Consider the following 25,373-nt stretch of genomic DNA (forward strand, 5'->3'; position numbering starts at 1 on the left):
GCCAACGTAGCAGGCACACTCCGTGTGCCGTCTGCCGTCCACTCGCGTGCAACGCGCCCAGCGCGTGCGATGCGCAGCGGAGCGCCGACGGCACACGGAGTGTGCCTGCTACGTTACGGACAACACCGCCCAACTCAATCGTGTGCCCCTGGCTCCGCCAGTGAATGGCCAATGTTGCACACGGCAGAAAGATGCCTCTTGCAAACCGAGCCGCTGGGAAACATTCGCCAACGTAGCAGGCACACTCCGTGTGCCGTCTGCCGTCCACTCGCGTGCAACGCGCCCAGCGCGTGCGATGCGCAGCGGAGCGCCGACGGCACACGGAGTGTGCCTGCTACGTTACGGACAACACCGCCCAGCTCAATCGCGTGTCCTGGCTCCGCCGGTGAATGGCCAATGTTGCACATGGCAGAAAGATGCCTCTTGCAAACCCGGCCGCTGGGAAGCATTCGCCAACGTAGCAGGCACACTCCGTGTGCCGTCTGCCGTCCATTCGCGTGCAACGCGCCCAGCGCGTGCGATGCGCAGCGGAGCGCCGACGGCACACGGAGTGTGCCTGCTACACTGGCGGCAGGCCCATCACCAGCCGCAGCAGCACCGTCACGACCAAGTAGAAGGCGTAATGCATCACGGCGCTGCCGAATTCCAGATCGAGCGCCGCGTATGCCGCAGTGCCGCCGACGACGAAGAACGGCGGTCCGACAAACAGCCACACCTGCGGACCGCTCAAATAGCCCTTCGCATTGAGAAACGCATACGCGCCCCACAGTCCCGCGTAAACGACGGAACATAACAGAGCACGGATCCAAAGCGACCGGCCCCGATAGGGCTCGAGTTCGTCGTCGCGCAAAAACGTGTAGCCGGCCAACACCAGCGGCGGCGCCAAGAGCAGCGCTGCGAGCCCCAAGAGGATCGGCGACACGTCCGGCCGCGACAATTCGGCGCCGGTAATCGGATCGGTGGCTCGCGCCGCCGCGTGGCCGAGCATCCATGCCAATCCCAACGTCACCACGCAAGCGGCCCCGATCGCCACGCCCACATTGGCGGTCAGCCGGGTTTCCTCGCGTTCGATCGGCTTGAGAACGAGCCGGCCCTTGGTGTCTTTCGCTCCTCCGTAGTCTTCGGGCTCGGCGATTTTGACCTGTTCCGAGGCCTTGGGAATATTGATCAGCGTCTTGCACTTCGGACAAGGACCTTGCTTCCCGCCGAACTTCTCGCTGACTTGAAAGCGGCTATGGCAGCCGGGGCAAATTATGGCGATCGGCATCGTCGATGTCGTCGTGGATGACGTTGTGGGAGGCGGCGTGAGTGGCGAAACAAGCGGCGCTGTTCGGCGCCGGAATCAGCCGCGCGGAAAAGTCGGCAGCTTCGCGGCAGAAGATAGTAGTTTCGATGCGGGATGCCGGCAAGTCAAGCGAAACGCAGCTCCGGTGGACCGCAGGCGCCCGACCAATCCGGCCGAGTTTGACTCGGAAATTCTTACTTCGCTGGTTTCGGGCTGCCGTTGGAACTTTGGCCCGCCGGTTCCGCGTCGCGGTTTACGCGCGGGTCGAGGAGCGGCCAGCGGCCGAGCCAATCGAGCAGCGGTTTCGGTGCCAGTCGCTGCAGATTTCCCAAAAGTGCGCGAGAGGTTGTGCCCTCGTTCGTCGCTGTTTCACAGAACAAGCTCGAGGCGCGATCCTCATGTCCGAGCACCAGATCCATGGTGTGGCTCGAATTGATTGCCCGCACGACTCCGCCCGCCCTCGTGGAATCGATCACGACCTGCGGGCCGGCGTCGTCGTTGAGCACCACGAGTTGCTCGCAAAGAACCCGATGTGCCTCGATCTTTTTGACCATGCCAAATTTGTCGCGCAGCGTAAGCCCCAGCGTCAACAACAACAGCGGATAGACGATCCAGCGTTCGCGCTCAGTCATGATCGTAGGACTCCAAAAAATGGGCTATAGGCTCGAGGGGTGGGCGCCATGCCCACGGCTTCGCGTGGGCATGTCGCGGCTCACGGCAAATCGTTTCACATGCCCCTCAGGATAGCCGGCATGGAATCGGGCAGCCGGGTTTATCGCTTGTTCACATACGCGCGCAGTTCGGCCAGTTCGCGTTCGAAGCCGCCGGACAGAATCGGGAAGCGGCACCATGTTTTCGGGTCGAGATTCTCGTCGTCGACGTGGAACGATGGGGCATAGCGCTCGCGCTTCCATTGGTTGCGGCACCAAAGCCGGAAGAACCGTTCGACCCACGCCAACAGTTGCGCGGCTGAATATTGCGGAAAATCGACCTGCACGATCTTGAACACTTCCAGCGGACTTCGCTTGTCGCGAATTGCCGCCCGTTCGATGGCATCGAGCAATTCGTAGGGCATCAGATCCGCTTCGTCGGTCTGCCCCGCGGCGCTTGGGCGGAGCTCGGCGGTCGGCTGTTGCTGGTTCACGGCCGAAAGGGCCACCAGCGGACCGATCCCCTCGGGACCTTGCGCTTCATACCACGCGAGCCAGCGGCGCAAGAAAGCCTTGTCGATGCCGGCGATCGGGCTGATGCCGCCCGACGTGTCGCCATCCATCGTGGCATATCCGACCGCGGCTTCGCTGCGATTGCTCGTGGCCACGAGCAGCGCTCCGCGCACGTTGGCCAGCAGCCACACGCTCGGCGCCCGCACCCGGGCCTGGATGTTTTGCAGCGCCAGATCGTCGGTTTCCCAATCGAGCGGCCGCCCCTCGGCCTGCGAGCCGAGCGCGATATATTGCTGCACGAGCGCATCGACGTCGAATTCGATGAAATCCGTCCCGAGCGCCTCGGCCACGCCGCGGGCCGCGCTGCGCGTGACATTGCCGCTATTGCGCGTCGATTGATAGACGCACGTGAGCAGGCGATGAATCCACTGCCGCGCGTCGGGGACTGGCTCCATTTCCGATGCCTGGTGAGGAAATGGTGCCCGTCCCCCTTCGCGCGCTGCGTCGCCCTGAAGTATATATTCCACCCGCTTCGCAAACTCCAGCAACCCAAGCTCGGCAACACCGAATTGCACGGCCGCGGCGATCAAGCACGACACGGCTGCCGAATCGGCTCCGCCGCTGAGCGACACGACGAATCCGCGCGACCGGCTTTTGCGCAGGTAGTCGAACAGCGCCAGCGCGATTGCCCGGGTGAATTCTTCTTCCTTCACGCTGGCGCCGAGTTCCCAGGCCGCGTGGCGATCGAGCGTCGGCTCGAACTCCTGCGTTGGATAGGAAAACGGCGATTGAATGCAATTCGCTTCGGCGTCGGAAAACTCGGGGGCGAAACTGCCGCTACGCGCCCGTGCCATCCGCGTCGCGTCGATATCGACCAGGGCCGTCGTCAGGCCGACTTCGGCGAACGAGAATCGCGGCCCGGCGGCGAGCAATTGCCCGGCCGTGGCGATCAGCGCTCCGCCGTCGTAAATGGCGCGACCCGCTTCGTTGCCCAACAGGTTTGCATAAACATAGCTGACCGCGAAGGCTCGCGAACCTTCGAGCACGAATCGCCGTCGCACCTCCGCCTTGGCAAATGCGAAGTGGCTGGCGCTGGGATTCAAGATGACGTCGACTCCGCGGCGGGCCAGTTCGCTTCCCGGACGGTTGGCCACCCACGCATCTTCGCAAATCTCAAAGCCGATCTTGATGCCGCCGACGTCGAAATAAATATCCCCCAACGGGTATTCCTGATTCTGAACGATCGCACTCGCCCGCCGGCCCACCGGCCAAGGTTTGAACCATCGCGGCTCGTAATGGATGCCGTCGCCGGCCAGGAACCGTTTGGCGGTGAAACCCAGAATTCGGCCGTCGGCCACAAGACATGCCGTGTTGTAAAGCGCGTTGTTGTGCAATAGCGGCAAGCCAAGCGAAACGACGAGCCCTTGCGTGGCGGGCAGGATTTCGCCCAATAGCGTCAGCGCCATTCGCTGCACGGCGGGCGAAAGAAACGCGTCTTCGCAGCCGTAGCCGCTGATGCACAGCTCGGGCAAGCAGAGCACGCTTACCCGCTGTTCTCGGGCCGCGCGGATCGCAGCCAGAATATGCGATTTATTCGAATCCCAGGCCAACGGGGTCTGATTGAGAACGGCGGCGCCGACTTTAAGCAACTGCATAGCGACCAGTTTAGCCTCTAAGCCCGCCGCCCGCCAACGCGAGGGCCGGACGAACGCGGAGGATGCAGGCCCACGCGGAGTCGCGGAGACACGGCGGAGCAAGCGAGGTGACGGCGGCAATACTCGTCATCAAACCGTCGCGGCGATCGGCTATTATCTGCCGATGCGAATTCCGAAAATGCGATTCGGCTTGCGGGCGCTGCTCGTTGTGGTCGCCATGCTCGGAATTTCGTGCGCGTATTTTTGCGCGAAGCGGAAACCGTGCGAGAACGGAGAGCCTGGCTTGCCTCGGGGGGTCGAGACTTTCGCATGTCTTTCATGACGCAGTCGATCGACGTACTTCGCCATTTCGGCTGGCCGACCACTCCAAGGAACCATCCCCGCTTCGCCGATGGCTTGGCGACAAGCCCCAGCCGTACCTTGTGTTCGAAACTTCCGAGTCGGCACCGGAAATCACAACCGCGGCATCGAACACAAGCCCGAAGCGTTAGCGAGGAAGCGCCGCAACCGCGGCATCGAACACAAGCCCGAAGCGTTAGCGAGGAAGCGCCGCAACGGCGGCATCGTCTCGCTGCAGGCGGCAAAGCCGCATGCACATTCGACTGATGCCTTCGTGAGGCCGACTCGCAATGGAGCGCATCCTTGCTTACGCTTCGGACTACGCTACCTAAGCACACTCCTTCCCAGAAGCGGACTATATATCATCCCGGCCTTCCTCGACCACTAACCGCAGTTCCTGCCGTCTCCTCCACCGTCTCCGCGACTCACCGTGAAAATGCTTTCTCTCTGCGTCGGCTGGGAGAAGAGCGGCTCCTATTCCTCCAACAATTCTTGCAGCTTGGCCAAGCTGCGAGTGAGCATTACTCGGATCGCGCCATCGGTTTTTTCCAGCCGCTGGGCAATTTCCTTCGAGGGCAGACCTTCGAGATACCGCAATCGCAGCGCCGTGCGCTGGTCTTCCGGCAGCGATTCGAGGGCCGCCAGCAGGCGAATCTGCCGCTGATCGCGTGAAAATGCCTGGCTGGCGGTCGTCATGCTGGCCACGAGCAAATCCACAAGCCCGCCCCCTTGCGAGTCGACCCCGGCATCCATCGACCGCTCGCGGCCGGCGCTTCGCTTTTGGCTGCCGAAGAAACGGCGATGCGCGTCGATGATTCGCCGCTCGGCGATTTGGCAAAGCCAGCCAAATGGATCTCGCTTGCTGAAATCGATCTCGGCCGCCGAGCGAATCGCGTCGGCATTGACTTCTTGCACGAGGTCTTCCGCCTCGATCTTGCACCGCAGCGCCATGCCCAAGCGGCGCTCGATATAAGCCGACAGTGCCGGTCGCCGGGCCAGCAGCCAATCGCCGAGCGCATCGCGGTCGCTCGCGGCAAACCGATCGATGAATTTTTGGTCTGCTTCGGTCATGGCGAGAGCGTTCAAGTTTCAGTGGCCGACGATTTCTTGAACCATCCTAACGGCTGACAGCGCGGAAGCGAAACGCAAAAACCGCCGGGCCACCCTTCGCTGGAAGATCCCAGCGATCGGGCGGCCCGGCGGAAGCGACATTGGAAGCGGCAACGACCGGTAAATTCGGCTTCGATGGATGCGTAATGCACGCCGTCCGGAGTTTGCTCGCCCGCAATCCACGCTTACTTTCGGCCATGCCCACCGTGCGAGTGGCCGCCACGGCTCATCCCGCCGCGGTAGGAGACACCGTGGCCGCGGTAGCTGCGATTGTATTTCCGGCAAAGGTCATACCCGCCCTCGCAACCGGGCACGTAGCCGCAACCGGCGTCGCACGTCGGCTGGCAACCGGAATCGGGGGCCATGGCCGCCGGCGCCGATTCAACCTCGCTGCCGCAACCACAGCCACAGCCATTGTCGAAGCAATAGTTCGGGTAGTACCGATAGCGCCAATCGTTGCGGCGATTGCGATAATCGACGCGATGGTTTCGATGGTCCTTCGAGCCCATGTGCTTGCCACTATGGCTGTGACCACTGCTGTGGCCGCCGCCATGCCCTTTGGCTTGGGCAGCCGGCGTGCTGACCAACAAAGCGAGCCCCAACACCACACACCCGGCGGTCGCGACGCGAATCAAACGAGACATGGCAACGTCCTTTCAAAACTGAGTTCATTTGCTCCTTTTGAGCGGCCGACACTGGCCGTCTCACTCTCTTTGCAGAGCGTGAAGCCGCGGGCGTTGTTACAAAACAAATTTGGACGGCCGATCGTCGGCGTGCCGCCGGCCGACCGACCGTTCGACGCGGCGCCGGGAAGTGGCCCGCGATTGGCAAGTCGCCCACCCGCCGGCGAAATCCGCATAGCGCCGTACGTTGTTGTAGGCACGCTCCGTGTGCCGTCCGCACGCCGCACTGCGTTCACTCCGCGGTGTGCCTCCTCGTGTTGCACGGCCCGGCGCCGCGCCGCGCGCGTGTCCCGCCGCAAACGGCACACGAAGGTGCCTGCAACGTAAGGATGGGATAGAATATCTGTGGACCGGGAATTGCACGGTGGCAGTGATCCCGATTGCGCGCCGCTCCAAAAACGGCAGGAGATATTTCATGCAAATCGCCGCGGATAAACGGGTCGATGAGCAGGTAGACAGGCAAGCCGATAAGCAACCAGGCACCGCCGATTCCAACGGCGGCCCGGCAGCCGCGAAATTCACGCTGGCCCTCGATATCGGCGGCACCGGGCTGAAAGCTTCGGTGCTCGACGAGCAGGGAAACATGGTGACCGACAAATCGCACCTTCCCACGCCGCACCCCTGTCCGCCCGAAGTGTTCATGAATTTACTCGACAAATTGATCGCGCCGTTGCGATCGTACGACCGGGTGTCGGCCGGATTCCCGGGCGTGGTGCGAAAGGGACGTATTCTGACGGCGCCGAATCTCGATCCGAAGGGTTGGGCCGGCTTCGACCTGGCGACCGCGCTCAGCCAGAAATTGGGCAAGCCGGCCAAAGTGAAAAACGACGCCGATCTGCAAGGTCTCGGCGCGATTCGCGGCGAAGGCATTGAAATGGTCGTCACCCTTGGCACCGGAGTCGGCACGTCGCTCTTCGAAGATGGCTGGATCGCGCCGCATCTCGAATTTGCCCACCATCCGTTTCGCAAAGGTGAAACGTATGAGGAGCAACTTGGCGAAGCGGCCCTGAATCGGGTCGGGAAAAAGAAATGGAATCGCCGGCTGCGCAGGGCCATCGCCGTATTGCGGGCCCTGACCACGTTCAACCACCTCTATCTCGGCGGCGGCAATTCGCGGAAAATTGATTTCGAACTCCAGCCCGATGTCGAAATCGTGTCGAACGATTTCGGTATGCGCGGCGGCATTTGGCTCTGGCGACGCGACCGCGGACTGATGGGCCGCGAACCGGAATCCAATCCGAACGTCGCAAAAGCCAACGGAGATTGAAAAACTGGAATTGTCGGGCGGCAATCGACGAGCCAATTGACAAGGCGTAATTCAAGGACCGCAGTCGATCGAACCGCAACGAGGAGATTCGCCATGCATCGAGTCGTGATCGTCGGCGGAGGTTTTGGCGGGCTGCGGGCTGCCGAGGGCTTGGCCCGCGCCGCGGTTCACGTCACACTGCTGGACCGGCAGAACTATCATCTGTTTCAGCCGCTTTTGTATCAGGTGGCCACCGGCACGCTTTCGCCGGCGAATGTGGCATCGCCCTTGCGAGCGCTATTGAAGCGGCAGCGGAACGCGGTCGTACTGATGGGCAACGTTTGTGGCTTCGATTTATCGCGACGCGAAGTGTTGCTCGCTCGCGATTCAGCCGGCAGCGGTTCGGCAAGCAACAATTCCGGCAGCGGCGATGCGATCGGCTTCGACTCGTTGATCGTTGCCGCCGGCTCGGGCCACAGCTATTTCGGCCATCCGGAATGGGAACAGCTCGCGCCGAGTTTGAAATCGCTCGACGACGCCACGGAAATCCGGCGGCGAATTCTCTGGGCCTTCGAGGCAGCGGAACGCTCAGGCCTTTCGGCCGAGATCGAAAAATGGCTGACATTCGTGGTTGTCGGCGGCGGCCCGACGGGCGTCGAACTCGTCGGCCAGATCGCGGAAATCGCCGCGCACACGTTGCGCAACGAATTTCGCTCCTTCGATCCGGCCCGTTCGCAAATCTTCTTGATCGAAGCGCTCGATCGCATCTTGCCGACGTTCCATCCCGATCTTTCCGCGAAAGCCCGCGACGCACTGACGCATCTGGGCGTAAACGTGCTCACCGGCGCGCGAGTCACGCAAGTCGATCCGCATTTGCTGACGATCGAACAATCGGGAAAGACGCGGCAAATCGAGGCCCGCACAGTCCTTTGGGCGGCCGGGGTCGAAGCGTCGCCGCTGGGCAAGAAACTTGCCGAAGCGGCCGGCATCTCGGCCGACCGCTCCGGCCGCGTGCCGGTCGGAGCCGATCTGACCGTGGCCGGCCATCCGGAGGTGTTCGTGATCGGCGACATGGCTCGACTCGACGACGGCTCGGGCCAATCGCTGCCCGCGCTCGCGCCGGTGGCAATGCAGCAAGGCACCTACGCCGCCCGATTGATCCGCGAACGGCTTGCCGGCCGCAGGCTGCCGCCGTTCCACTACCACGACCGCGGCGTGCTGGCCACGATCGGGCGATGGAAAGCCGTGGCCGATCTGAAGTTTATCCGGCTTTCCGGAGCGCTTGCGTGGCTGGCATGGCTGTTCATCCATCTGATGACGCTGGTGCAATTCCGCAATCGGCTTTTGGTGTTCGTCCAATGGGGCTGGAGTTATCTGACGAAGGATCGCTCCGCCCTCTTGATCACCGGCAAGTCGCCCGTGGGTGTCGTAACAGGCGGTTCGCCAGTTGGCGCTGTTTCAACGCCGGAGCCTGCGGCGAGCAAGCCACAAAGCGATGGGCGGGCGAACACGCAACCATCTTCGGCCGCGTCGCCAGAGGACCAAGCAACGGATGAAATCGGCGAAGCGTCGGAAGAATCGTTCCCCGCAAGCGATCCGCCGGCCTGGACACACAGTTCGATCTCGCGCGATCCATGAAGTTGCACAGCCAGGCTTTGCCTCAAAACATTAGCCCGAAGCGTCAGCGAGGATGCGCTCCGTTGCGGGTCGCCCTCGTTAACGTCTTCGAGTCGACGTGCATGCGGATTTCCGCCGCCTGGCGCGATGGTGCGCTCCGTTGCGGGGCTCCCTCGCTAACGCTTCGGGCTAGTTTGACGATTGGTGAGTTTTGAGATTGCTAGCAGCCGCAAATCGATCTACCTGCGGGCGGCGATTTTTGGTTCAATCCGCCCCTCTTCTTATGTGGCAACGCATTCTCTTAGCGACGTTCGCGGTATGCGCGTTGTGCCCGGCTGCGGCTTGGGCGCAAGGCTACGGTGGGCCGTTGCCGCCGGCAGAACCGACGGCGATCGCCGCCGGACCGCAAACGGGCGCGCCGGGGGTTTATCCGCCGCAGGCCCCGCTGCCCAGCTCGCCGAGCCCTTCGGATTGGCACCCACCGCATGCCGCGGCGCCAACCTATCCATCGGCGCCGGTGTATCCGCCGCAGCAGCCGTATTCCGTCCAACAGCCGAACCCGCCGCAGATTCTTCCGCCGCCACGTTATTATCCGCCGCCAAATTATGGGCGGCCCAGCTATGTGCCGCCGCCCGCGGCAGAATACCCCACCGTGCCGAGCAGCGATGGAACCACGATGTTTCCGGCCCTCGGCACGCCGACGCCCGGCTCGCATTGGATGTTCAGCGCCGAAGCAATCTGGCTCCAGCGCGTCGACAACACGAGCGTCATCCTAGGCAACACCGTGACCGACTACGGCGCGGGCCTGGGCTACGTCACCGATATTCTCACCAGCACCGACGTCGATTTTCCACTCGACTCGGGTGTCCGCTTGCAAGGCGGCTATCGATTCAACGACCGCAATTCGCTCGAGCTGACCTATTTCGGTTTGCAACAAACATCGGTCGGGCGATCGATTGCCGGCGATCCGGTCGGCAACACGATCTTGGCCTATTCCCCTTGGACGCAGACCGATGCCATCATCGGCGGCTTCGACAACGGCCTCAGCTACACCTACGGCAGCCGAGTGAACAATGCCGAAATCAATCAGCGATTGATTGCCACCGCGGGCCCGACCTGGACGCTGGCGGGCCTATGGGGCGTGCGGTTCGTGCAAGTGGCCGATCGATTCAACCTGAACGGGTCCGACCTTTCGACCGGCGATTTCGAGAACATCGACATTCGCACGGCGAACAACCTGGTCGGCCCGCAAATCGGCGCCGCCTGGACGAGCTATTGGAATCGGCTTGCTTTGACTACCGAGGTGAAGGGCGCGCTGCTGGCCAACTTCAATTCGGCGAGTTATTCGAACCTCAATTCCAGCGGCGTGATCTCCGGCAATCCCGTCGGATTCTATCCGTTCGACCAATCGGCCCACGGAACGAACGTGGCAGGATTGGTGGAATTCACGTTCATGGCCCGCTATCGCCTGAGCGCGCATTTCTGGCTCCGCGGCGGCTATCAAACCTATTATCTGGGCGGACTGGTTCTCGGCCCGCGGCAACTCGCCAACTTCGACCACAGCGGCGGTCTTTCGCTCGCCGGCCCGTCGCTGGGCATCGAAACGAATTGGTAAGGCTCGGCCGAGAAATAACCTCGGCGACTGCCTCAGAATGGGTGCCATGCGAACGGCTCGCTTAGCATGGCCCACAATATTCACTCGCGGCAACGTTTAGCGCCTCGGCCTGAAGGGCCGATTCTGCCAGCCCAGGCCGGAGCCGCGCAGGCGGCGGAGGCCTGGGTCAACCGCCCCGTACGATGCACCGGCCCTGACAGGGCCGTTCAATAAAGCGCCGCAGATTGTGGAACGGCCCCTATCAGGGCTGGCCAACGCGCCGTATCACGGTCACAGGGCTTCGCCACGGCTCCGCCCTGGGCTGACGGAATGCGCCCTTCAGGCTCACGTATCGCCGGCCCGTATCGAGATTCGCTGCCAGGTATTCGGCCGAAAAACGAATTCGTCCGATCGGGCGGCGCGCCTCCGATCACTCCTTCAAACGACGCGCGCCACAGGAGATCCGCCTTCATTTTGCAGCCAGCCAGCCGTTGGCTTTGAGCCATTCGGCGGCCCGGTCGGGCCAATGCGAAACTTCGTTCGGCGAAGGCCGCAATCCGTAGCCGTGGCCCCCCTTGGGATAGATGTGCATTTCGCAGGGAATTTTCAAATGCCGAAGGGCTAGAAAATAGGCGACCGCATTGTCGGCCGCATCGTCTTCGGTCATCGCGATGAAAGCCGGCGGCGTGTCGGCCCCGACCTTGATCTCCGGTGCCAGCTTGGTGGGATTTCCCTTCTCGGCCAGGTAGGCCGGGTAAATCAGGATCGTGAAATCCGGGCGGCAGCTTTCCCGGTCGGCCGCGTCGACGGTGGGATATGTCCGCTCCGAGAAATTCGTGCTGGCCGTGGCTGCGAGGTGCCCGCCGGCGGAAAAGCCAAGGATGCCGATCCGTTTCGGATCGATGCCCCAATCCTTCGCTTGGCTGCGAACCATTCCGATTGCTCGCTGGGCATCTTCAAGCGGAGCGGCAAAGCGCTCGCGGCCGGGCCGCGCCGGAACGCGATATTTCAGCAGCACTCCGGTCACGCCGATCGAATTCAGCCAATGACAAATCTCGGTCCCTTCCAGATCGTAGGCCAGAATCGCATAGCCGCCGCCGGGGCAAACGACCACCGCGGCGCCGGTGTTCTGATCTTTCGGGGGCGAGAAAACCGTGATCGTCGGCTTGCTGACGTTCGCCAGCCGAATGACTTCTTTCGACGGCTCGCCTTTCGGATTGTGCTTGGTGGAATCGTGCTCCGGCCCGATGTCCCCTTTGTCGCCGGGCGCGACGCCGGGCCAAAGCGTGACCGGTTTCGATTCGCTGCCGACGTTCTTCGCCGCGCCGCTCGCCGCATCGTCGGCCATTCCGCGAGTTGCGAAGAGCGCTACGCCGAGAACAATGATCAAACTGCAAACGGCTCGAACCAAACGCGGGAAGATCGCTTTCATGAGTGAGCCTGACCAAGGGTTGGAGGTGGGAAAACTGGCGGCGTGCGGATGCAATCGGCCGATCAAAGCACGTCGGCCGCGCCGCATTATAGTTCGCGCCCACTCGGCTTGAAAGCAGCCGCGGGCACCGACTCCAGCGGCCTAGCGGCCTGAAAAGCCGATTCTGCCAGTCCAGGCCGGAGCCGCGCCAGCGGCGGAGGCCCGGGAACACGGTTCCGCGCGTTAACCGGCCCTGAGGGGGCCGTGCAAAACGCGCACTCGCCGCATTGAAGGCCTCGGCTGCGGTTGCTTCTAAGCCAATGCGAGCCAATGCCGATCAGCGCAGGCAGCGGATATCGGCTGTCTTGCCATGAAGGTGAGTTCCGGTCGGATGACGGAGCGGCGAAGTCCTCTTTCTTTCAGCGGGTATATGGTTTGCTCCGTTACGAGCCAATTCCGGGCTCATTTTCGGTTCACGACCGTTTCTCGACAAGGAGAGTAATCGTATGGCCAATACATCATGGAAACTTAAGGGGGCGTTTCTTGCCGTATCGGCCGCGCTGTGTGCGTTGGTGGCCACGGCGAACGCGCAGACGCCCCCCGTGTCGCCGCTGCCGCCGTCGCCGCAGATTTCGCCCGGCCGGCCCTTTCCCGCCCCGGGGCAAACGCTCCCCTCCTACCTGACGCAAAAACCGATCACTCCCGAACAAGCACCCGTTCTCAGCCTCGACCACGACGTGGCCGAGTGGCTGCATATCGACAATCGAGGTGAGGTGTCGTTGGCCAAAGTAGCCGAGGCGAAATCGCAGAATCAAGCGGTGCGGCAATTTGCCGATCGCATGATTCACGATCACTCCCAATTCCTCGAAGCATTGAAACCGTTCGAAGCGACGAACATGGCGGCGATTGCCCCAGCCGCGACCAGCGCGCCGGCAACGGCGCCCGTCCGGCCGGAAGGGCCGGTCGACGCCGGCCGGGCCGACATCAGCGGAACGCCGCAAACGCCGGCCGCCCCGGGAACCGCGGGCACCCCCGTTCGGGCGCCCGATATCGGCAGTGTGCCGACGCCCGGCAGTGTTCCAAATTCGTCGACGGTGCCGACGCCGGGCGGCTTGCCGGTGCCGGGAACGACGCCATCGCCACGGCCGGTTGCCACCGCAGCGCCGCAGCCTCCGCGGCAGGCGGCGCCAGTCGATCGCCAAGTGGCCGCGAACATCGCCGCGATGAACCATCCCCGCGGTCTCGACTTCTTCCACGTCCAGCGGCAGATCGGCGCGCAATCGTTAGCCGACACCACCAAGCAGTGGGACACGATGAAATCGGCGGATGCCGATATCGCCTACGTCGGCCAGCAGATCGTCATGCACCAGATGTACATCGAAACATCGCAAGTGCTGCGGCAGTATGCATCGCTGCGTCTGAAGAGCTTGATCGATCAGGGAATTCAAGTGGCTCAATCGCATCTATCGGAAGCGAAAGACCTGATGAAGGAACTCACCGACCGCAACTACTCCGAAGGCCAGGCGAGCACGAGCAGTCCGGCAAAATAAGGGGCGCTCCTTGCCGCGCAGCTCAAGCCAGATGAATTACTAGATTTCAATTAGCGGCGGAACCGATACAATCGGTGCCGTCTGTCGAAAGCCTTCCCCACGCATCCTCCGTGCGTGCGGAGGGTTTTTTTGTTTCCTGGCAATTCGACCTGCTATTCGGGTTTGCCGGCCAGCCGGGCATATTCGGCGACGATCGCCTCGAGGCTCGGTTTCCGGTAGCCCGGACAGCGCCTATCGTGGTAGCGTGCTGTCGGCAAAGGCCAAATGTTGACGAACCCCTGCCGCGCACTTACGATGAAACCTGCATCGCACGACCGGCATTCGCCGGCGGTTTTACGATTGTCTCCGGGCTATGTCCCAAGGTTTTCTCCCGAGGATCCAGGCATGAATCGTTTTGCCCCGCAGTGGTTTTCCAGGCATCTGTCGTTCGATCGATCGTGTCTGAAATTGGCCGCCGTCAGCCTATTGGCCGGCCTGATGGTGGGCGTATTGGGGATGGCCGCGCGGGCCCAAGCGGCCGATGATCCGCCAGGAGAAAAGAAGATCCCCGCGCCGCTCGATATCGAATTGCAAACGACCGACGGCTTGCAAATGCAGGCCACCTACTATGGCAGCATCCAGGGGAAGAATGCCGTGCCGATCATCATGTTGCATGGCTACAAGGGAAGCCGGGCGGATTTTGCCGGCCTTGCCCTGGCGATGCAGGCCCGCGGCTGCGCGGTGATCGTTCCCGACCTTCGCGGGCACGGCAAGAGCACGAGCATCAATCGGGGCGGCGAACTGGTGACCATCGATCCGTCGACGTTGAGAAAAGGGGATTTCGAGCTGATGGTCACCCAAGACCTCGAAGCCGTGAAATCGTATCTCATGGAGCGCAACAATGCCGGTGAATTGAATATCGAAAAACTCTGCGTGGTCGGCAACGATATGGGGGCCATGCTGGCGGTCAAATGGTCGCAATACGATTGGCATTGGCCGCAATTGCCGTCCACCAAGCAAGGCCAAGATGTGAAGGCCGTGGTGCTGATTTCGCCGCCGATGAATTTCCACGGTATCCCGATCAACGATTCGCTCGGCACTCCGCTATTGCAAACCGGCCTGTCGGTGTTGATCATCGCCGGCGAAAAGAATTCCAAGGCGATGGATGAAGCGAAACGAATCTACAACCGCCTCGCACCCTTGCGACCAAAGCCCACGGACGACCGCGAAGTGATGGACAAACAGGATCTGTTCCTTTCGACCGTCAAAGCGGCCTCGCTTCAGGGTCCGAACATCTTGAACGATAAGTCGATCCTGCCGCAGTTGACGCTGGTGATTGGGCAGTTCATCGAGTGGCGGCTGGTGAACAAAAAGTTCCCCTGGACCGACCGCAAGCCGGCATTGGGGCAATAACGGCCTGCCGGCCAGCGGCGGCAAACAGCGGCGGAGCTCACGGCACACCCATCCACGGTGGGAAAGCCGGTCGCAGGCGGCTGCAGCCGTTAAGGCGTAGCGAGCAACATGCCGGCCCGAATATCGTGGTCCGATCGGAGTTGCTCGCGATTCGCTTGCAAAAGCACGTCGGTATGCGCGCTGTCGCCGTAGACTTTTTGAGCGATGCTCGACAGCGTATCGCCGTTTTGCACGACGTAGATCCGCCCCGCGGCTTGCGATTGCGGATCGATCGGCGGCAGCGGTGACAAGCCGGATGAACCGATATCGAGCAGCGGCGCTTTCGTCGCGGCAGGCGTCGGGCCGACTGCGGGGCCCGGCGGCGGCGATGCGGCCGGCTGCGCCGCAGCGACCGCGGCCGTTGCCGGATCGCCCGCCGGCGGTCGGGCGCGCGCTTGACCGCTCGGAATTCGCAGCCGGGCACCGATCGGCAGCAGTTCCGGATCGCCGAGCACATCGCGATTGCAGGCAAAAATCTCGCCGGCTCGACTGGCCGAGCCCAAATATCGCTCGGCCAACATTGGCAGAGAATCGCCGTCGACGATCTTGTGCGTCTGCGGCGGCGAAGCATCCGGCGACGGTTCGGTATGAAAATCGGACGTCGACGGAGAATCCGACCGATTCCCGGAAAATCTGTCCGGCAAATCGGGCAACGCGCCTTCGGCCGGTTTTGTGGGCGCGCTTCCTGCCGCCGTGTGAAAATCGTTCGCATCGGCAGCCGGCGGCGGCGTCGATGTTGGAGATGCAGGCTGCGGCGTGGCCGGCGGCGAAGGCGTCGGAGCAGCGACGGTGTCGTTTTGCGAGTGCGAATTCGTTTCCTGCGGTGTCGCCGAAGAGCGGGTTGCGGGGTCGTTAGCGCCGGCGTTTGTCTGGCCGGAATTCGCCGACAAATCGAGCGGCGGCGCGCCATTCGGCGGCACGATTTGCGGCGCCGACATGGCATGACCAGCCGTTTCGCTAGGTGCGGCGGCGGTTTTCGTCGCGGCCGGCTTGCGGAATTGCAATGCCACGACGAATCCGATCGTCAGCACGATCGAGACCAACACGATCTTTGCACGCCGAGGCATAGAACGCTCCTTGTTCTGTTATCGACGGAGCGAAGGCAGGGCTTGCGCCAAATCGCCACTCGCGGCAACTTGCGCAGCAAACGCCAGACAGCAAATCCGGGCTATGCGTCAGAGTTTGACAAAGCGACAACGTAGCAAGCACACTCCGTGTGGCGTCGGCCACTTATGCCGGCCAACGGAGGTGATCGGCTTTCAACCTCTTTCGAGATCAATTGCGTTTCGTCGCGCCGATGGCCCACGGAGTGTGCCTGCTACGTTAGTTCCTTTGGCGCGCGTCAATGGCCCATTCCGCCGTTGCCCGGCCATCGTCCACCACGATCGCCCGCGGATGCAGGTTGCAGGTCGGACAGATATGCCACGGGATGCCATAGAGCACATCGCCGATTGATAAATTGCGTGCCGCCGGCGAACGCAAGTTCAGATGCTCTTCGCTATGGACAACGACGGCTGCGTCCGGCAAATCGGGCCAGACAACTCGCACACCTTTCGGATCCGCGGCCACGGCTTTATGTCCCAGATCGACGCACACGCAGTCGGCCGCCGGCTTGCTCACGACGCGCGTCAGCAGCGCTGCCGCGAAAAGAAAATCCAGATCGGGAAGCATCGCGGCGTAACCCGCATCCCACAAAAGGCACGTGCCGGGGCTAAGTTGCCGATCGGAATAGGCCGCATGAATCGGAAACGTGGGCGTTCCGCCGGCGACAAGTTCCGAAACGTCGTAGCCGAACGCCCGCAATTTTTCTCGCAACGATTCGACCGGCGCCATCGCCGCCTCGGCCAATTGCCGCCGCTGCGCGAGACCCGGCTGGTGGAGATGCCCGTCGTAGGCATGCAATCCGCATGGCCTCAGGCCGTTCAGAGCAGCCAAGCACCGGTACAGATCGATCGCGGGCGGGCCAGGAGGAATGCCGGTTCGGCCCATACCCACGTCGAGATCGATGAACACATCCAACCGCCGGCCTGCCTGGGCGAAGGCTGCCGAGAGCCGGCTCGCGGCCGCGGCGTCGTCGACGATCGCCGCCAGTCGGGCGTTTGGAAATCGCATCGAGAGCGCTACAAGCTTGGCGATCTTCGGCCCCACCGGCTGATGGGCCAGTAGAATATCGTCGGCCCCGGCACCCGCCGCCATTTCCATTTCCGCCAACGTCGCGCATTTGAACCGATGAATGCCCGCCCCCAACTGCAGCCGCACCACGGCCGACATCTTGTGCGTTTTGACGTGCGGCCGCAGCCGATCGGCGTCGCCGGCGATCGAGATCATTCGGCGAATGTTTTCCTCGATCCGCGGCGGATACACCAATAGCGACGGCGAATCGACCTCCTCGGCATTCGCGATCGCATACCATCGGTCGTTCATCGGCGCCAACTCTCGCGCAAGAAGCGAATCCAGTTGCCATGCATGATCGCAACGACATCGCTCGGCGGATAGCCACGCGCTGCAAGCAACTCGGGCAGGCGCGCCAAGTCGGCGATCGTGTCGACGTCGGCCGGCGTTTGCTCGACGCCAAAAGCGCCGTCGAGATCGGTGCCCAGGCCGACGTGCCGGGCGTTGCCGGCCAATTGGCAGATGCGATCGAGATGGTCGATCATGTGATTGAGCGAGAGCCCGACGTCGGCCGGACGAGTTTTGCCGCGAATCCAGCCGGGAACCATCATCCAAGCGTCGAGCGGCAGGCCGATCACCGCGCCGCGTTCGAGGAGCGCACGGATCTGTTCGTCGGTGAATTGCCGCGTGTCGGGAGCGATCGCACGCACATTGTTGTGGCTCGCCCAAACGCGGCCGGAAAACGCATCGAGCGCTTCCCAAAAGCTTTCGTCGGAGAGATGCGTCGCGTCGAGGATGATGCCAAGTCGTTGCATTTCGGCCAGCAATTCACGGCCGCGCGGACCAAGTCCGCCGGGCGAATGCGTGCCGTGTGCGTACGTGCCCGGGCCGTAGTGCGCCGGGCCGATGGCGCGCAATCCTTGGGCATACGCCCGCTGGAGATGCCGCGGCGTGAGAATCGAATCCGCTCCTTCGAGGCTGAGCACGTAGCCGATCGGAGCGTCGGGCGGCGGCGAATCGCTCCACAGTGCGACATGCCGATCGAGCGAAGCGGCATCGGTGATCGGCGTCATTTGGCCCGCTTCTTCCATCGCCCGATACCAGGCCAATTGGCCCTGCGTTTGGGCCCACGCGATTTCCGGGCTATGCCAGCCGGGGAGCTTGTTCGGCGGCTTGACGTAGCGGGCAATGAGTGTCGCAACACACAATCCGACTCGGCCGCGGCGCATTTCCGGCAGCGACACCGTGCCGTTGCCGCGGTCGGGCTTGTCGGTCTGCCCCTGTTCGCGGGCTCGGATCTCGGCGACCTGCCGCGTCAGGTCGCGATTCCATTCTAGGGCGTTCATCGCCAGATCGAGATGGGCGTCGAAGATCAGCATGGGAATGAAGCGGGATACTGGAGGGCCGGCAAAAGCTATTTCGGACCGACGGCGGCGGAGAGCAGCAGTGTGAGGCCGAAGGCGACGATCGAAATCACGGTTTCCAGCACGGTCCAGGTGCGCAGGGTTTCGGGCGTGTTGAGACGGAGGTATTTTTGCACGAGCCAAAAGCCGCCGTCGTTCACATGCGAGCATACAATCGAACCGGCCCCCATCGCCAGTACCATCATCTCCGGCCGAACGCCCGACTTCGCAGCCAAAGGGGCGAGCAAACCGGCGGCCGTGGTGATGGCGACCGTGGCGCTGCCGGTCGCGACGCGGATTGCCGCGGTCGCAAGCCAACCCAACAGCAGCGGCGAAATCGCCACCGCCGTGGCTCGATGCAAGATCGCATCGCCCACGCCCGAGGCGATCAGCACCCGGCTAAAGCCTCCGCCGGCCGCCACCACGAGCAGAATCTCCGCGATGGGGGCAAGGCTCGCCCCGCTCGTCGCCGCGATCTGCCGCCGCGACATGCCGACCGACAATCCCATCGTCACGAACGAAACGAGCACGGCAATCAGCATCGCTACGGCCGGATCGCCAAGCATTTGGGCCGTGTGCAATAGCGGCTCAAACCGCGCATTGCCGCTCAGCAAAAGCTCGGCCAGCGTTCGCAGTAGCATCAGCAGGATCGGCAATAGAATCGTCAGCAGCACCCAAGCGAGCGCCGGGGAGCGAATCGGCTCCATCTCGCCCGCAGCCCGCCGCGCTAGCAAGGATTGGTCGCCCGCGTTCTGCTTTTCATCGCTTGCCGGCGTCGCTTCGCCGACATCGACGCGAGCAAACATCAGCCCTGCCACGAGCGCGGTCGGGACTCCGATCAGGATGGAATAGAGAATCGTCTTGCCCACGTCGGCGTGCAACATGCCGATCGCCGCCATCGGACCGGGGTGCGGCGGCACCAGCGCGTGCGACACCGATAGCCCCGCCACGAGCGGCAGACCAAGCCGCGACAAGCGAATTCCGGCCCGCTCGGCAAGCGGAACCAACACGGGCACCAACAGCACCAGCCCGACTGTGAAAAACACGGGAATGCCGATCAGAAAGGCGCAGCCGATGACCGCAACGGCGAGCAGCCGTGGTCCGCAAGCGTCGAGCATGCTCGCGGCGAGTTTCTTGGCGCCCCCCGATTCGCCCAGCATTTGCCCAAGCACGGCCCCGAGGCCGATAACCATGGCGACTTTGCCGAGCATGTCGCCGACACCCGCCTCGAAAGCATCGGCCACCGTTGCGACATTCATCCCCGCCCCAATGCCAGCCGCCAGCGATGCAATAGCCAGCGCGATGAACGCATTCAGCTTCAGCCAGGTAATGAGCAGCACCAGGCCAACGACGGCCAGCAGCGTGTCGAGCAGAAGCCAAGTGGCGGTGTCCAATCGGAGAGTCTCGGCAAGCGGAACGGCGAAGCAGCGTGAATTCGAGGAAATGATTAGAACGGCAAGCGGCGGGCAGTGGAAGCAAACCGTGCCGGAAATTTCCTGGAACGACACCGCGCGGCGGCATAGCGATAAGTCTCGCTAAGGCACCGGCGGCTAGCGCCGTGCCGCTCACACGCGGACAGTCAAGGCGCGCGGCATCGCGCTAGCCGCCGGTTAATCGGCATTCGTCAGCAGGGCGACCGGGAAATTTGCCAACGCGGTCGAAAGCGGCAATGCGGAGCCTGCGAGATCGATGGTTTCGCCGGTGAAGAGGTTTTTTAGCTGGCTCGCCGGCAAGTCGCCGAGCAACAACCGCGTGTCGGACCAAATTGCTTCGCCGATGGGGGCGGCGGATTGGTCGCCGCCGTCGGGGAGGCCGAGCGACAAGCGAGCCAAGAGACGTGGAGCGACGGCGATGGCGATCCGCGGTGAAGTCGCGAAATGGTCGGAAGAAGAAGGCGCCGCCGACGAGCGGTCCGTGCGCACGCCGGCCCTTGCACGCCAAGCATAGGCGCAAACGTGTCGGGCTCGGGAGCCATCGGCGAAAAGCGGAATGTATTCGCCGTGGCGAAAGAGATCCGAGTGCCGGCGGCGGAATTGCAGCAATTGCCACGTTACGAAAAGCTTCAATCGCGGATCGCGCGGATTGTCGGTCAGCCGGCGGGCAAATTCCAATCGCGAACCGTCATTCGCAAGCGTCGCCTGCAGTTCGCCGAGCAGTTGTCGCCGATAAGTGAAATCGACTTCGCGGCGATTGTCGGGATCCACGAGGCTGAAGTCCCACAACTCCTGGCCTTGATAGATGTCGGGAACGCCCGGCGAAGTAAGCTTGAAAAACGCTTGCGACAAGGCGCTGTACAAACCCCAGCCGATGATTTGGGCATGGAACTCGCGCAGATCGGCAAGAAAACGGTTTTTCGGGTGATCGTCGAGCGCTGCGGCCACGAAATCGCGCACGGCCGCATCGTATTCGGCGCTCGGATTGATCCAACCGGTGCGCTGCTTTTCTTCGTGGGTGGCCTTTTCCATATAGGCCTGGATGCGCGTGCGATACTGGTCCATCCCGGCGTGATCGAGTTCGTCGATCGGCCAGGTGCCGACGACCGACTGGTAGAACAGATATTCGTCGTTGCGGCTGGGGGCAGGCCCGCCGTCGACTTCGCGGCGGTGGCGGCGGTTGAGCCGGGCCCAATGATTCACCGCGGTGCGCCACAGATGCGGCACCTCGGAGAGAACGTTGATCCTCGCCCGCGTGTCTTCGCTGCGCTTCGTGTCGTGCGTGGTGGTGGCGACGAGCGAACCGGCTTGGCGCTTGAGGCGGGCAGCGTTTTCGCGATGAAATTCGTCGGTGGAATCGGCGAGTTTTGTCGGATCGCCCCCCACTTCATTGAGCGTCACCAGCGGGATGTAGACATAAAAGGCGGTGTCTTCCACCCCCTTGGCCACCAGCGGACTGGTCACCTGTTGAAACCTTCCCACGAACAGCGCTCGCTCGCGGCAGCCGGCCTCGTCGAGATCCGGCGGTTGCTCCAGCAGCAGCACGGCGCGGATGAAATCGAACAGGTCGACATCGAGCTCCGGCCGGCGGCGCTTCGCCTGGGCGACCGCTCGGTACACCACCTGCCGATCGCGCTCCGAAACATGGCCGGGATGGATATACGTGCGATAAACCGGAAAACAGGCGAGGATTTCGCGCAAGCCGACGCGAAGCGTGTTGAGCGTAAAATCGCGCGAGCGACGATGCCGCTCCGAAATACGGTTGAGCTGATGAGTGAGCAACTGCATGTCGCTGGCCATCGCCACGCGGGTGATGAGCAGTTTCGATCGGTATGCGACTTCCGGAAAGCCGACGCGATCGTTGATAAAGCGCTGATAGATTCGGACCATCCGTGCGACGCCGGTCGGATCAAGCATCAGGCGGGTGATGTGGTTGAGCGCGTCGTAGCCGGTCGTTCCGGCGACGGGCCAGTCGTCGGGCAATGGCTCTTCAGGGCCGAGAATTTTTTCCACCACCACATACAGCGGCATGCGGGATCGGTTGCCGAGCGCCGCATCGATTTTCGCCAGAAACGATTGTTCGAGATCTTCCCACTTCAGCGGCTGAGGGGGAGCGGCAGCGGCGGTCGCGGTGGCCGCGCCGCTCGATGTCGCTGTCTCGCCGCCGCCAGACATCGCCGTCTGCGACGGCGGTTGCACACCGGCGTGCGCGAAAGGGGCCGCAGCCGCGGGTGAATCGCGAAGCCGCTCAAAGGCCATTCGCCCGAGCGTCCGCAAGTAGCCTTGTTGCAAGCGGCGCATGTAGTCTTGTGGATCGAACAGACCGTCGATATGGTCGACCCGCAAACAATCGACATCGCCGCGGCCGATCAGTTCGAACACCAAGCGGTGAATGACTTCGAAGACCTCAGGCTGTTCGGTGCAGGCGGCGGCCAACTGGCTGACATCGAAAAACCGGCGATAGTTGATCTCATCGGCCGCGGCCTTCCAATACGAAAGGCGATACACCTGCGCATTCAACAACTCGTCGAGCCGGTCGAAACTGTGCGGGTCGTCGGGCGAGCCGTTCCAGGTTTGCAAGTTTTGCAGGATAAAGGCGGAGATCGCGGGCGATCCGTCGGTCAACCGGCGCAGTCGGCCTTTGATCACTTCTTTTTCGCGATGCCGCTCGGCGACGCGCTCCACAGCGGTTTCCGTGTGCTGCGGAAGATAATCGATTGCCGTGAGGATGCTTTCCAACTCGCGCAGGTCGGCCGAGTCGGAGCCCAACTTTTGTTTCATTTCCGCAAGACCGGCGGTCAAAGGAATGGCATAGCTGCGCGGGTCGAGCGGCAGTTTTGTCTCATAGTATTGAACGAAAAATGCGCCATCCTCATAGATCAGCTTGAGCTTGCCGGCTTCGAGCACCTTGCCGTATTGATCCTCGAGAACCGGCAGCAACACCTTGTTTTCGAGTTCGGCCTTGATCGGTTGCCAATTGACGTCGAAAAAATGGGCGTAGCGTGAACTCGGGCCGTTTTCGAGCACGTCGTTCCAAAACGGGTTCTCGCCGCCGACGATCCCCATGTGATTCGGAACGATGTCGAGCAGTTGGCGAAGCCCCGCTTTGCGCAGGGCTGCCACCATCGCGGAATAATCCTCCGCACTGCCGAGTTCGGGGTTCAACCGGCCGTGATCGACGACATCGTAGCCGTGCGAACTACCGGTTTGCGATTTGAAATAGGGGGACGCATACAGATGGCTCGCGCCGAGCTGCGCCAGATACGGCGCGATGGCCGCCGCGTCGCGAAACGTCCGTTTGCCGGCCTGGAATTGCAGCCGATACGTCGAATCGGGCCACCGCGAGCGCTCGACGACGATCTTTCGCACCGAATCCACCAGGCAATCGAGTAGCGCGGCGGAATCCCTTGGCTGCGACGGGGCATCGAACTGGATCGCATCCTCGCTCCGTGAGCCGGCTTCGAACCGCGACAGATCGCCGTTGCTAGTCGCCATGCGTCGCTCCTCGGACCAAGAGTTCGTAGGGAAGGAGCCGTTCCGCGGAGTCGGCCGGCGTCCGCGAACCGCCGTAACGAACATCTTCGGTCGAGAACCACGGCGATGAAGCCGAGGACGGCCACGAGGCTGATTGCGAGGGAATCGTGGCGGGTTCGGCGGTCAGGTTGGCATACATCATCATCGCCGGCGATTCGCCGCGGCGAATGACGATAATCGTGTTGACCAACTCGGCGTGCAACGGCTGACCATAATTTAGCTGCGGCCAATCTCGCCGCGCGGCGAGCAAATCTTGATAGAGCGTTCGCCGCTTGGCTTCCGCCGAATCTTCGGGCCACGACCATCTCAGCTTCGCCGAGGCAAACGTGCCGGGATCTTGCGCGTCGGGAATTTCGTGTTGCCACTTGAACGCCAGGTCGGCAAACTCGCGATTGCGGCCTTTGCGAATCGCTTCGACCAGATCGGGATCGCCAAACGAGCAAAAGAACGGGAACGGCGCCGTCTCGCCATATTCTTCCCCCATGAACAAAAGCGGCACGAACGGCGAAAACAGCATCAAGGCCGCCGCAAGCCGCTGCGCCGCGGGTGGCAAAAGCGTCGTCAGCCGATCGCCGAGCGCTCGGTTGCCGATCTGATCGTGATTCTGCAGACAGACGACGAACTGCGTGCGATCGGCCGAGCCGACGTTGTTGCCGTGCCGCCGCCGCCGGAAGGGGCTATAGCAGCCGTCGTAGACATACACCTCATTCAGCGCTTTGACCAATTGTGTCGCTTCGCCGAAGTCTTGATAGTAGCCGTCGCGCTCGCCGGTCAGCAGAGCGTGGACGCAGTGGTGAAAGTCGTCGCTCCACGCGCCGTCGAGACCGTGTCCGCCGCGTTCCGGCGGATCCACCACGCGCACATCGTTCAAATTGCTTTCGGCGACCACATGCACCGTGCGATTCTGTTCGCTGCCGGCGCGATGCACCGCGGCGCGAATGTCAGACAGGATGTGCAATGCCGAGGCGTCGTAGATCGCGTGGATCGCGTCGAGCCGGAGCCCATCGACATGGAAATCGCGAATCCACATCACGGCGTTGTCGATGAAAAATTGCCGCACCGGATCGCTGTAGGCATCGCCGAAATTGATGGCCGTGCCCCACGGCGTATGGTAATGATCGGTGAAATAGGGCCCGAAGCGATTGAAGTAGCTTCCCTCCGGCCCAAGATGGTTGTAGACCACGTCGAGAAATAGGGCCAAGCCGGCAGCGTGCGCCGCATCCACAAGCCGCTGCAATGCGCGCGGTCCGCCGTAGCTGTTCTGCGCGGCGTAGGGATGCACGCCGTCGTAGCCCCAGTTGCGCTCGCCGGGAAACTGCGCGATCGGCATCAGCTCGATCGCCGTAATGCCGAGCGAAGCCAATTCACCGAGCCGCGGAAGGATCGCGTCGAAAGTCCCCTCCGGCGTAAACGTGCCGACGTGCAATTCGTAAAACACCAAGTTCTCGCGCGGAATGCCCGGCCATCGGCCATCGCTCCAGGCGAATGCGGCGGTTGAAAACACCGCGCTCGGGCGATGCACCCCCTCGGGCTGCCAGCGCGACGCAGGATCGGGATATTGCTGGCCGTCGTCAAGCTTGAACGTATAGGGCGTCCCTTCGCCGATGCCGGTCTGTTCACAAGTGTGATAACCGAAGGGCGCGGCCGACAGGGCGATCTCGCGACGATGGGCGCCGGTCCCTAGCACCAACGAGACTTTCTTGGAGAGCGGCGCCCATACCCGCCATGCGACGCTGCCGTCGGCGGCGAATAGTGCGCCCTGTGGTTCGTATCGTGGTTCCATCGGCGAGGTCGCCCTTTCCTCGGT

17 protein-coding genes are annotated in these 25,373 nt (G+C 62.6%); 5 read left to right on the forward strand and 12 right to left on the reverse strand.

The genetic code is table 11. From position 1 onward, the window contains the following. Positions 1–559: 559 nt before the first annotated feature. The 5 genes from VHX65_10755 to VHX65_10775 form a co-directional block, all read right to left on the reverse strand. A complete protein-coding gene (locus VHX65_10755) occupies positions 560–1,267 on the reverse strand; it encodes a hypothetical protein (protein HEX3999021.1) in 708 nt (235 codons plus the stop codon). Between the two features lie 212 nt (positions 1,268–1,479). Next, on the reverse strand, positions 1,480–1,917 hold the full coding sequence (locus tag VHX65_10760; protein HEX3999022.1) for a hypothetical protein: 438 nt from the start codon (positions 1,915–1,917) through the stop codon (positions 1,480–1,482). A gap of 140 nt (positions 1,918–2,057) precedes the next feature. Continuing rightward, positions 2,058–4,103, reverse strand: coding sequence for an NAD(+) synthase (nadE, locus tag VHX65_10765; protein HEX3999023.1), 2,046 nt, complete (start codon positions 4,101–4,103; stop codon positions 2,058–2,060). An 813-nt stretch (positions 4,104–4,916) separates the two neighbouring features. Next, entirely contained in the window at positions 4,917–5,513 is a 597-nt protein-coding gene (locus VHX65_10770; GenBank protein ID HEX3999024.1) for a sigma-70 family RNA polymerase sigma factor, read from the reverse strand. Positions 5,514–5,737: 224 nt separating this feature from the next. Next, positions 5,738–6,196 carry a hypothetical protein gene (locus VHX65_10775; protein HEX3999025.1) on the reverse strand — a complete coding sequence of 153 codons (459 nt, stop codon included), beginning with the start codon at positions 6,194–6,196 and terminating at the stop codon, positions 5,738–5,740. Between the two features lie 454 nt (positions 6,197–6,650). On the opposite strand from VHX65_10775, the gene VHX65_10780 reads away from it, so the two are divergent. The 3 genes from VHX65_10780 to VHX65_10790 all read left to right on the forward strand — a co-directional run bounded on the left by VHX65_10780 (position 6,651) and on the right by VHX65_10790 (position 10,713). Next, complete coding sequence (locus tag VHX65_10780) at positions 6,651–7,502, forward strand: ROK family protein (GenBank protein ID HEX3999026.1); 852 nt, start codon at positions 6,651–6,653, stop codon at positions 7,500–7,502. A 93-nt stretch (positions 7,503–7,595) separates the two neighbouring features. Continuing rightward, complete coding sequence (locus VHX65_10785) at positions 7,596–9,119, forward strand: NAD(P)/FAD-dependent oxidoreductase (GenBank protein HEX3999027.1); 1,524 nt, start codon at positions 7,596–7,598, stop codon at positions 9,117–9,119. Between the two features lie 262 nt (positions 9,120–9,381). Next, a complete protein-coding gene (locus tag VHX65_10790; protein ID HEX3999028.1) occupies positions 9,382–10,713 on the forward strand; it encodes an Lpg1974 family pore-forming outer membrane protein in 1,332 nt (443 codons plus the stop codon). Between the two features lie 448 nt (positions 10,714–11,161). Here the strand turns inward: VHX65_10790 and VHX65_10795 are convergent, their stop codons facing one another. Beyond that, complete coding sequence (locus VHX65_10795; protein ID HEX3999029.1) at positions 11,162–12,124, reverse strand: alpha/beta hydrolase; 963 nt, start codon at positions 12,122–12,124, stop codon at positions 11,162–11,164. Between the two features lie 485 nt (positions 12,125–12,609). On the opposite strand from VHX65_10795, the gene VHX65_10800 reads away from it, so the two are divergent. Further along, positions 12,610–13,653, forward strand: a complete 1,044-nt coding sequence (locus tag VHX65_10800) for a DUF4142 domain-containing protein (GenBank protein HEX3999030.1) — start codon at positions 12,610–12,612, stop codon at positions 13,651–13,653. A gap of 384 nt (positions 13,654–14,037) precedes the next feature. Then, a complete protein-coding gene (locus VHX65_10805) occupies positions 14,038–15,045 on the forward strand; it encodes an alpha/beta fold hydrolase (GenBank protein ID HEX3999031.1) in 1,008 nt (335 codons plus the stop codon). Between the two features lie 89 nt (positions 15,046–15,134). Here the strand turns inward: VHX65_10805 and VHX65_10810 are convergent, their stop codons facing one another. From VHX65_10810 to treZ, 6 genes are all read right to left on the reverse strand, one after another. Further along, positions 15,135–16,151 (reverse strand): LysM peptidoglycan-binding domain-containing protein, encoded by a 1,017-nt coding sequence (locus VHX65_10810; protein HEX3999032.1) that lies wholly within the window; start codon positions 16,149–16,151, stop codon positions 15,135–15,137. Positions 16,152–16,407: 256 nt separating this feature from the next. After that, positions 16,408–17,508 (reverse strand): D-TA family PLP-dependent enzyme, encoded by a 1,101-nt coding sequence (locus tag VHX65_10815; GenBank protein ID HEX3999033.1) that lies wholly within the window; start codon positions 17,506–17,508, stop codon positions 16,408–16,410. After that, complete coding sequence (locus VHX65_10820; protein ID HEX3999034.1) at positions 17,505–18,575, reverse strand: membrane dipeptidase; 1,071 nt, start codon at positions 18,573–18,575, stop codon at positions 17,505–17,507. Before VHX65_10820 ends, VHX65_10815 begins: the two co-directional genes overlap by 4 nt. Positions 18,576–18,610: 35 nt before the next feature. Next, a complete protein-coding gene (locus tag VHX65_10825) occupies positions 18,611–19,993 on the reverse strand; it encodes a gluconate:H+ symporter (protein ID HEX3999035.1) in 1,383 nt (460 codons plus the stop codon). 216 nt (positions 19,994–20,209) lie between these two features. Then, entirely contained in the window at positions 20,210–23,527 is a 3,318-nt protein-coding gene (gene treY, locus VHX65_10830) for a malto-oligosyltrehalose synthase (GenBank protein ID HEX3999036.1), read from the reverse strand. Continuing rightward, positions 23,517–25,349: a malto-oligosyltrehalose trehalohydrolase gene (gene treZ / locus VHX65_10835; protein HEX3999037.1), complete on the reverse strand. Its 1,833-nt coding sequence runs from the start codon at positions 25,347–25,349 to the stop codon at positions 23,517–23,519. The genes treY and treZ overlap by 11 nt, the downstream gene beginning before the upstream one ends. Between the last annotated feature and the right edge of the window lie 24 nt (positions 25,350–25,373).

The sequence above is a fragment of the Pirellulales bacterium genome, from assembly GCA_036267355.1.
In the GTDB taxonomy this organism is placed as follows: domain Bacteria; phylum Planctomycetota; class Planctomycetia; order Pirellulales; family DATAWG01; genus DATAWG01.

Bases quoted from the DNA above. Each gene is read 5' to 3' on its own strand.
- VHX65_10755 (HEX3999021.1), bottom strand. From the start codon at position 1,267: ATGCCGATCGCCATAATTTGCCCCGGCTGCCATAGCCGCTTTCAAGTC.
- VHX65_10760 (HEX3999022.1), bottom strand. From the start codon at position 1,917: ATGACTGAGCGCGAACGCTGGATCGTCTATCCGCTGTTGTTGTTGACG.
- nadE (HEX3999023.1), bottom strand. From the start codon at position 4,103: ATGCAGTTGCTTAAAGTCGGCGCCGCCGTTCTCAATCAGACCCCGTTG.
- VHX65_10770 (HEX3999024.1), bottom strand. From the start codon at position 5,513: ATGACCGAAGCAGACCAAAAATTCATCGATCGGTTTGCCGCGAGCGAC.
- VHX65_10775 (HEX3999025.1), bottom strand. From the start codon at position 6,196: ATGTCTCGTTTGATTCGCGTCGCGACCGCCGGGTGTGTGGTGTTGGGG.
- VHX65_10780 (HEX3999026.1), top strand. From the start codon at position 6,651: ATGCAAATCGCCGCGGATAAACGGGTCGATGAGCAGGTAGACAGGCAA.
- VHX65_10785 (HEX3999027.1), top strand. From the start codon at position 7,596: ATGCATCGAGTCGTGATCGTCGGCGGAGGTTTTGGCGGGCTGCGGGCT.
- VHX65_10790 (HEX3999028.1), top strand. From the start codon at position 9,382: ATGTGGCAACGCATTCTCTTAGCGACGTTCGCGGTATGCGCGTTGTGC.
- VHX65_10795 (HEX3999029.1), bottom strand. From the start codon at position 12,124: ATGAAAGCGATCTTCCCGCGTTTGGTTCGAGCCGTTTGCAGTTTGATC.
- VHX65_10800 (HEX3999030.1), top strand. From the start codon at position 12,610: ATGGCCAATACATCATGGAAACTTAAGGGGGCGTTTCTTGCCGTATCG.
- VHX65_10805 (HEX3999031.1), top strand. From the start codon at position 14,038: ATGAATCGTTTTGCCCCGCAGTGGTTTTCCAGGCATCTGTCGTTCGAT.
- VHX65_10810 (HEX3999032.1), bottom strand. From the start codon at position 16,151: ATGCCTCGGCGTGCAAAGATCGTGTTGGTCTCGATCGTGCTGACGATC.
- VHX65_10815 (HEX3999033.1), bottom strand. From the start codon at position 17,508: ATGAACGACCGATGGTATGCGATCGCGAATGCCGAGGAGGTCGATTCG.
- VHX65_10820 (HEX3999034.1), bottom strand. From the start codon at position 18,575: ATGCTGATCTTCGACGCCCATCTCGATCTGGCGATGAACGCCCTAGAA.
- treY (HEX3999036.1), bottom strand. From the start codon at position 23,527: ATGGCGACTAGCAACGGCGATCTGTCGCGGTTCGAAGCCGGCTCACGG.
- treZ (HEX3999037.1), bottom strand. From the start codon at position 25,349: ATGGAACCACGATACGAACCACAGGGCGCACTATTCGCCGCCGACGGC.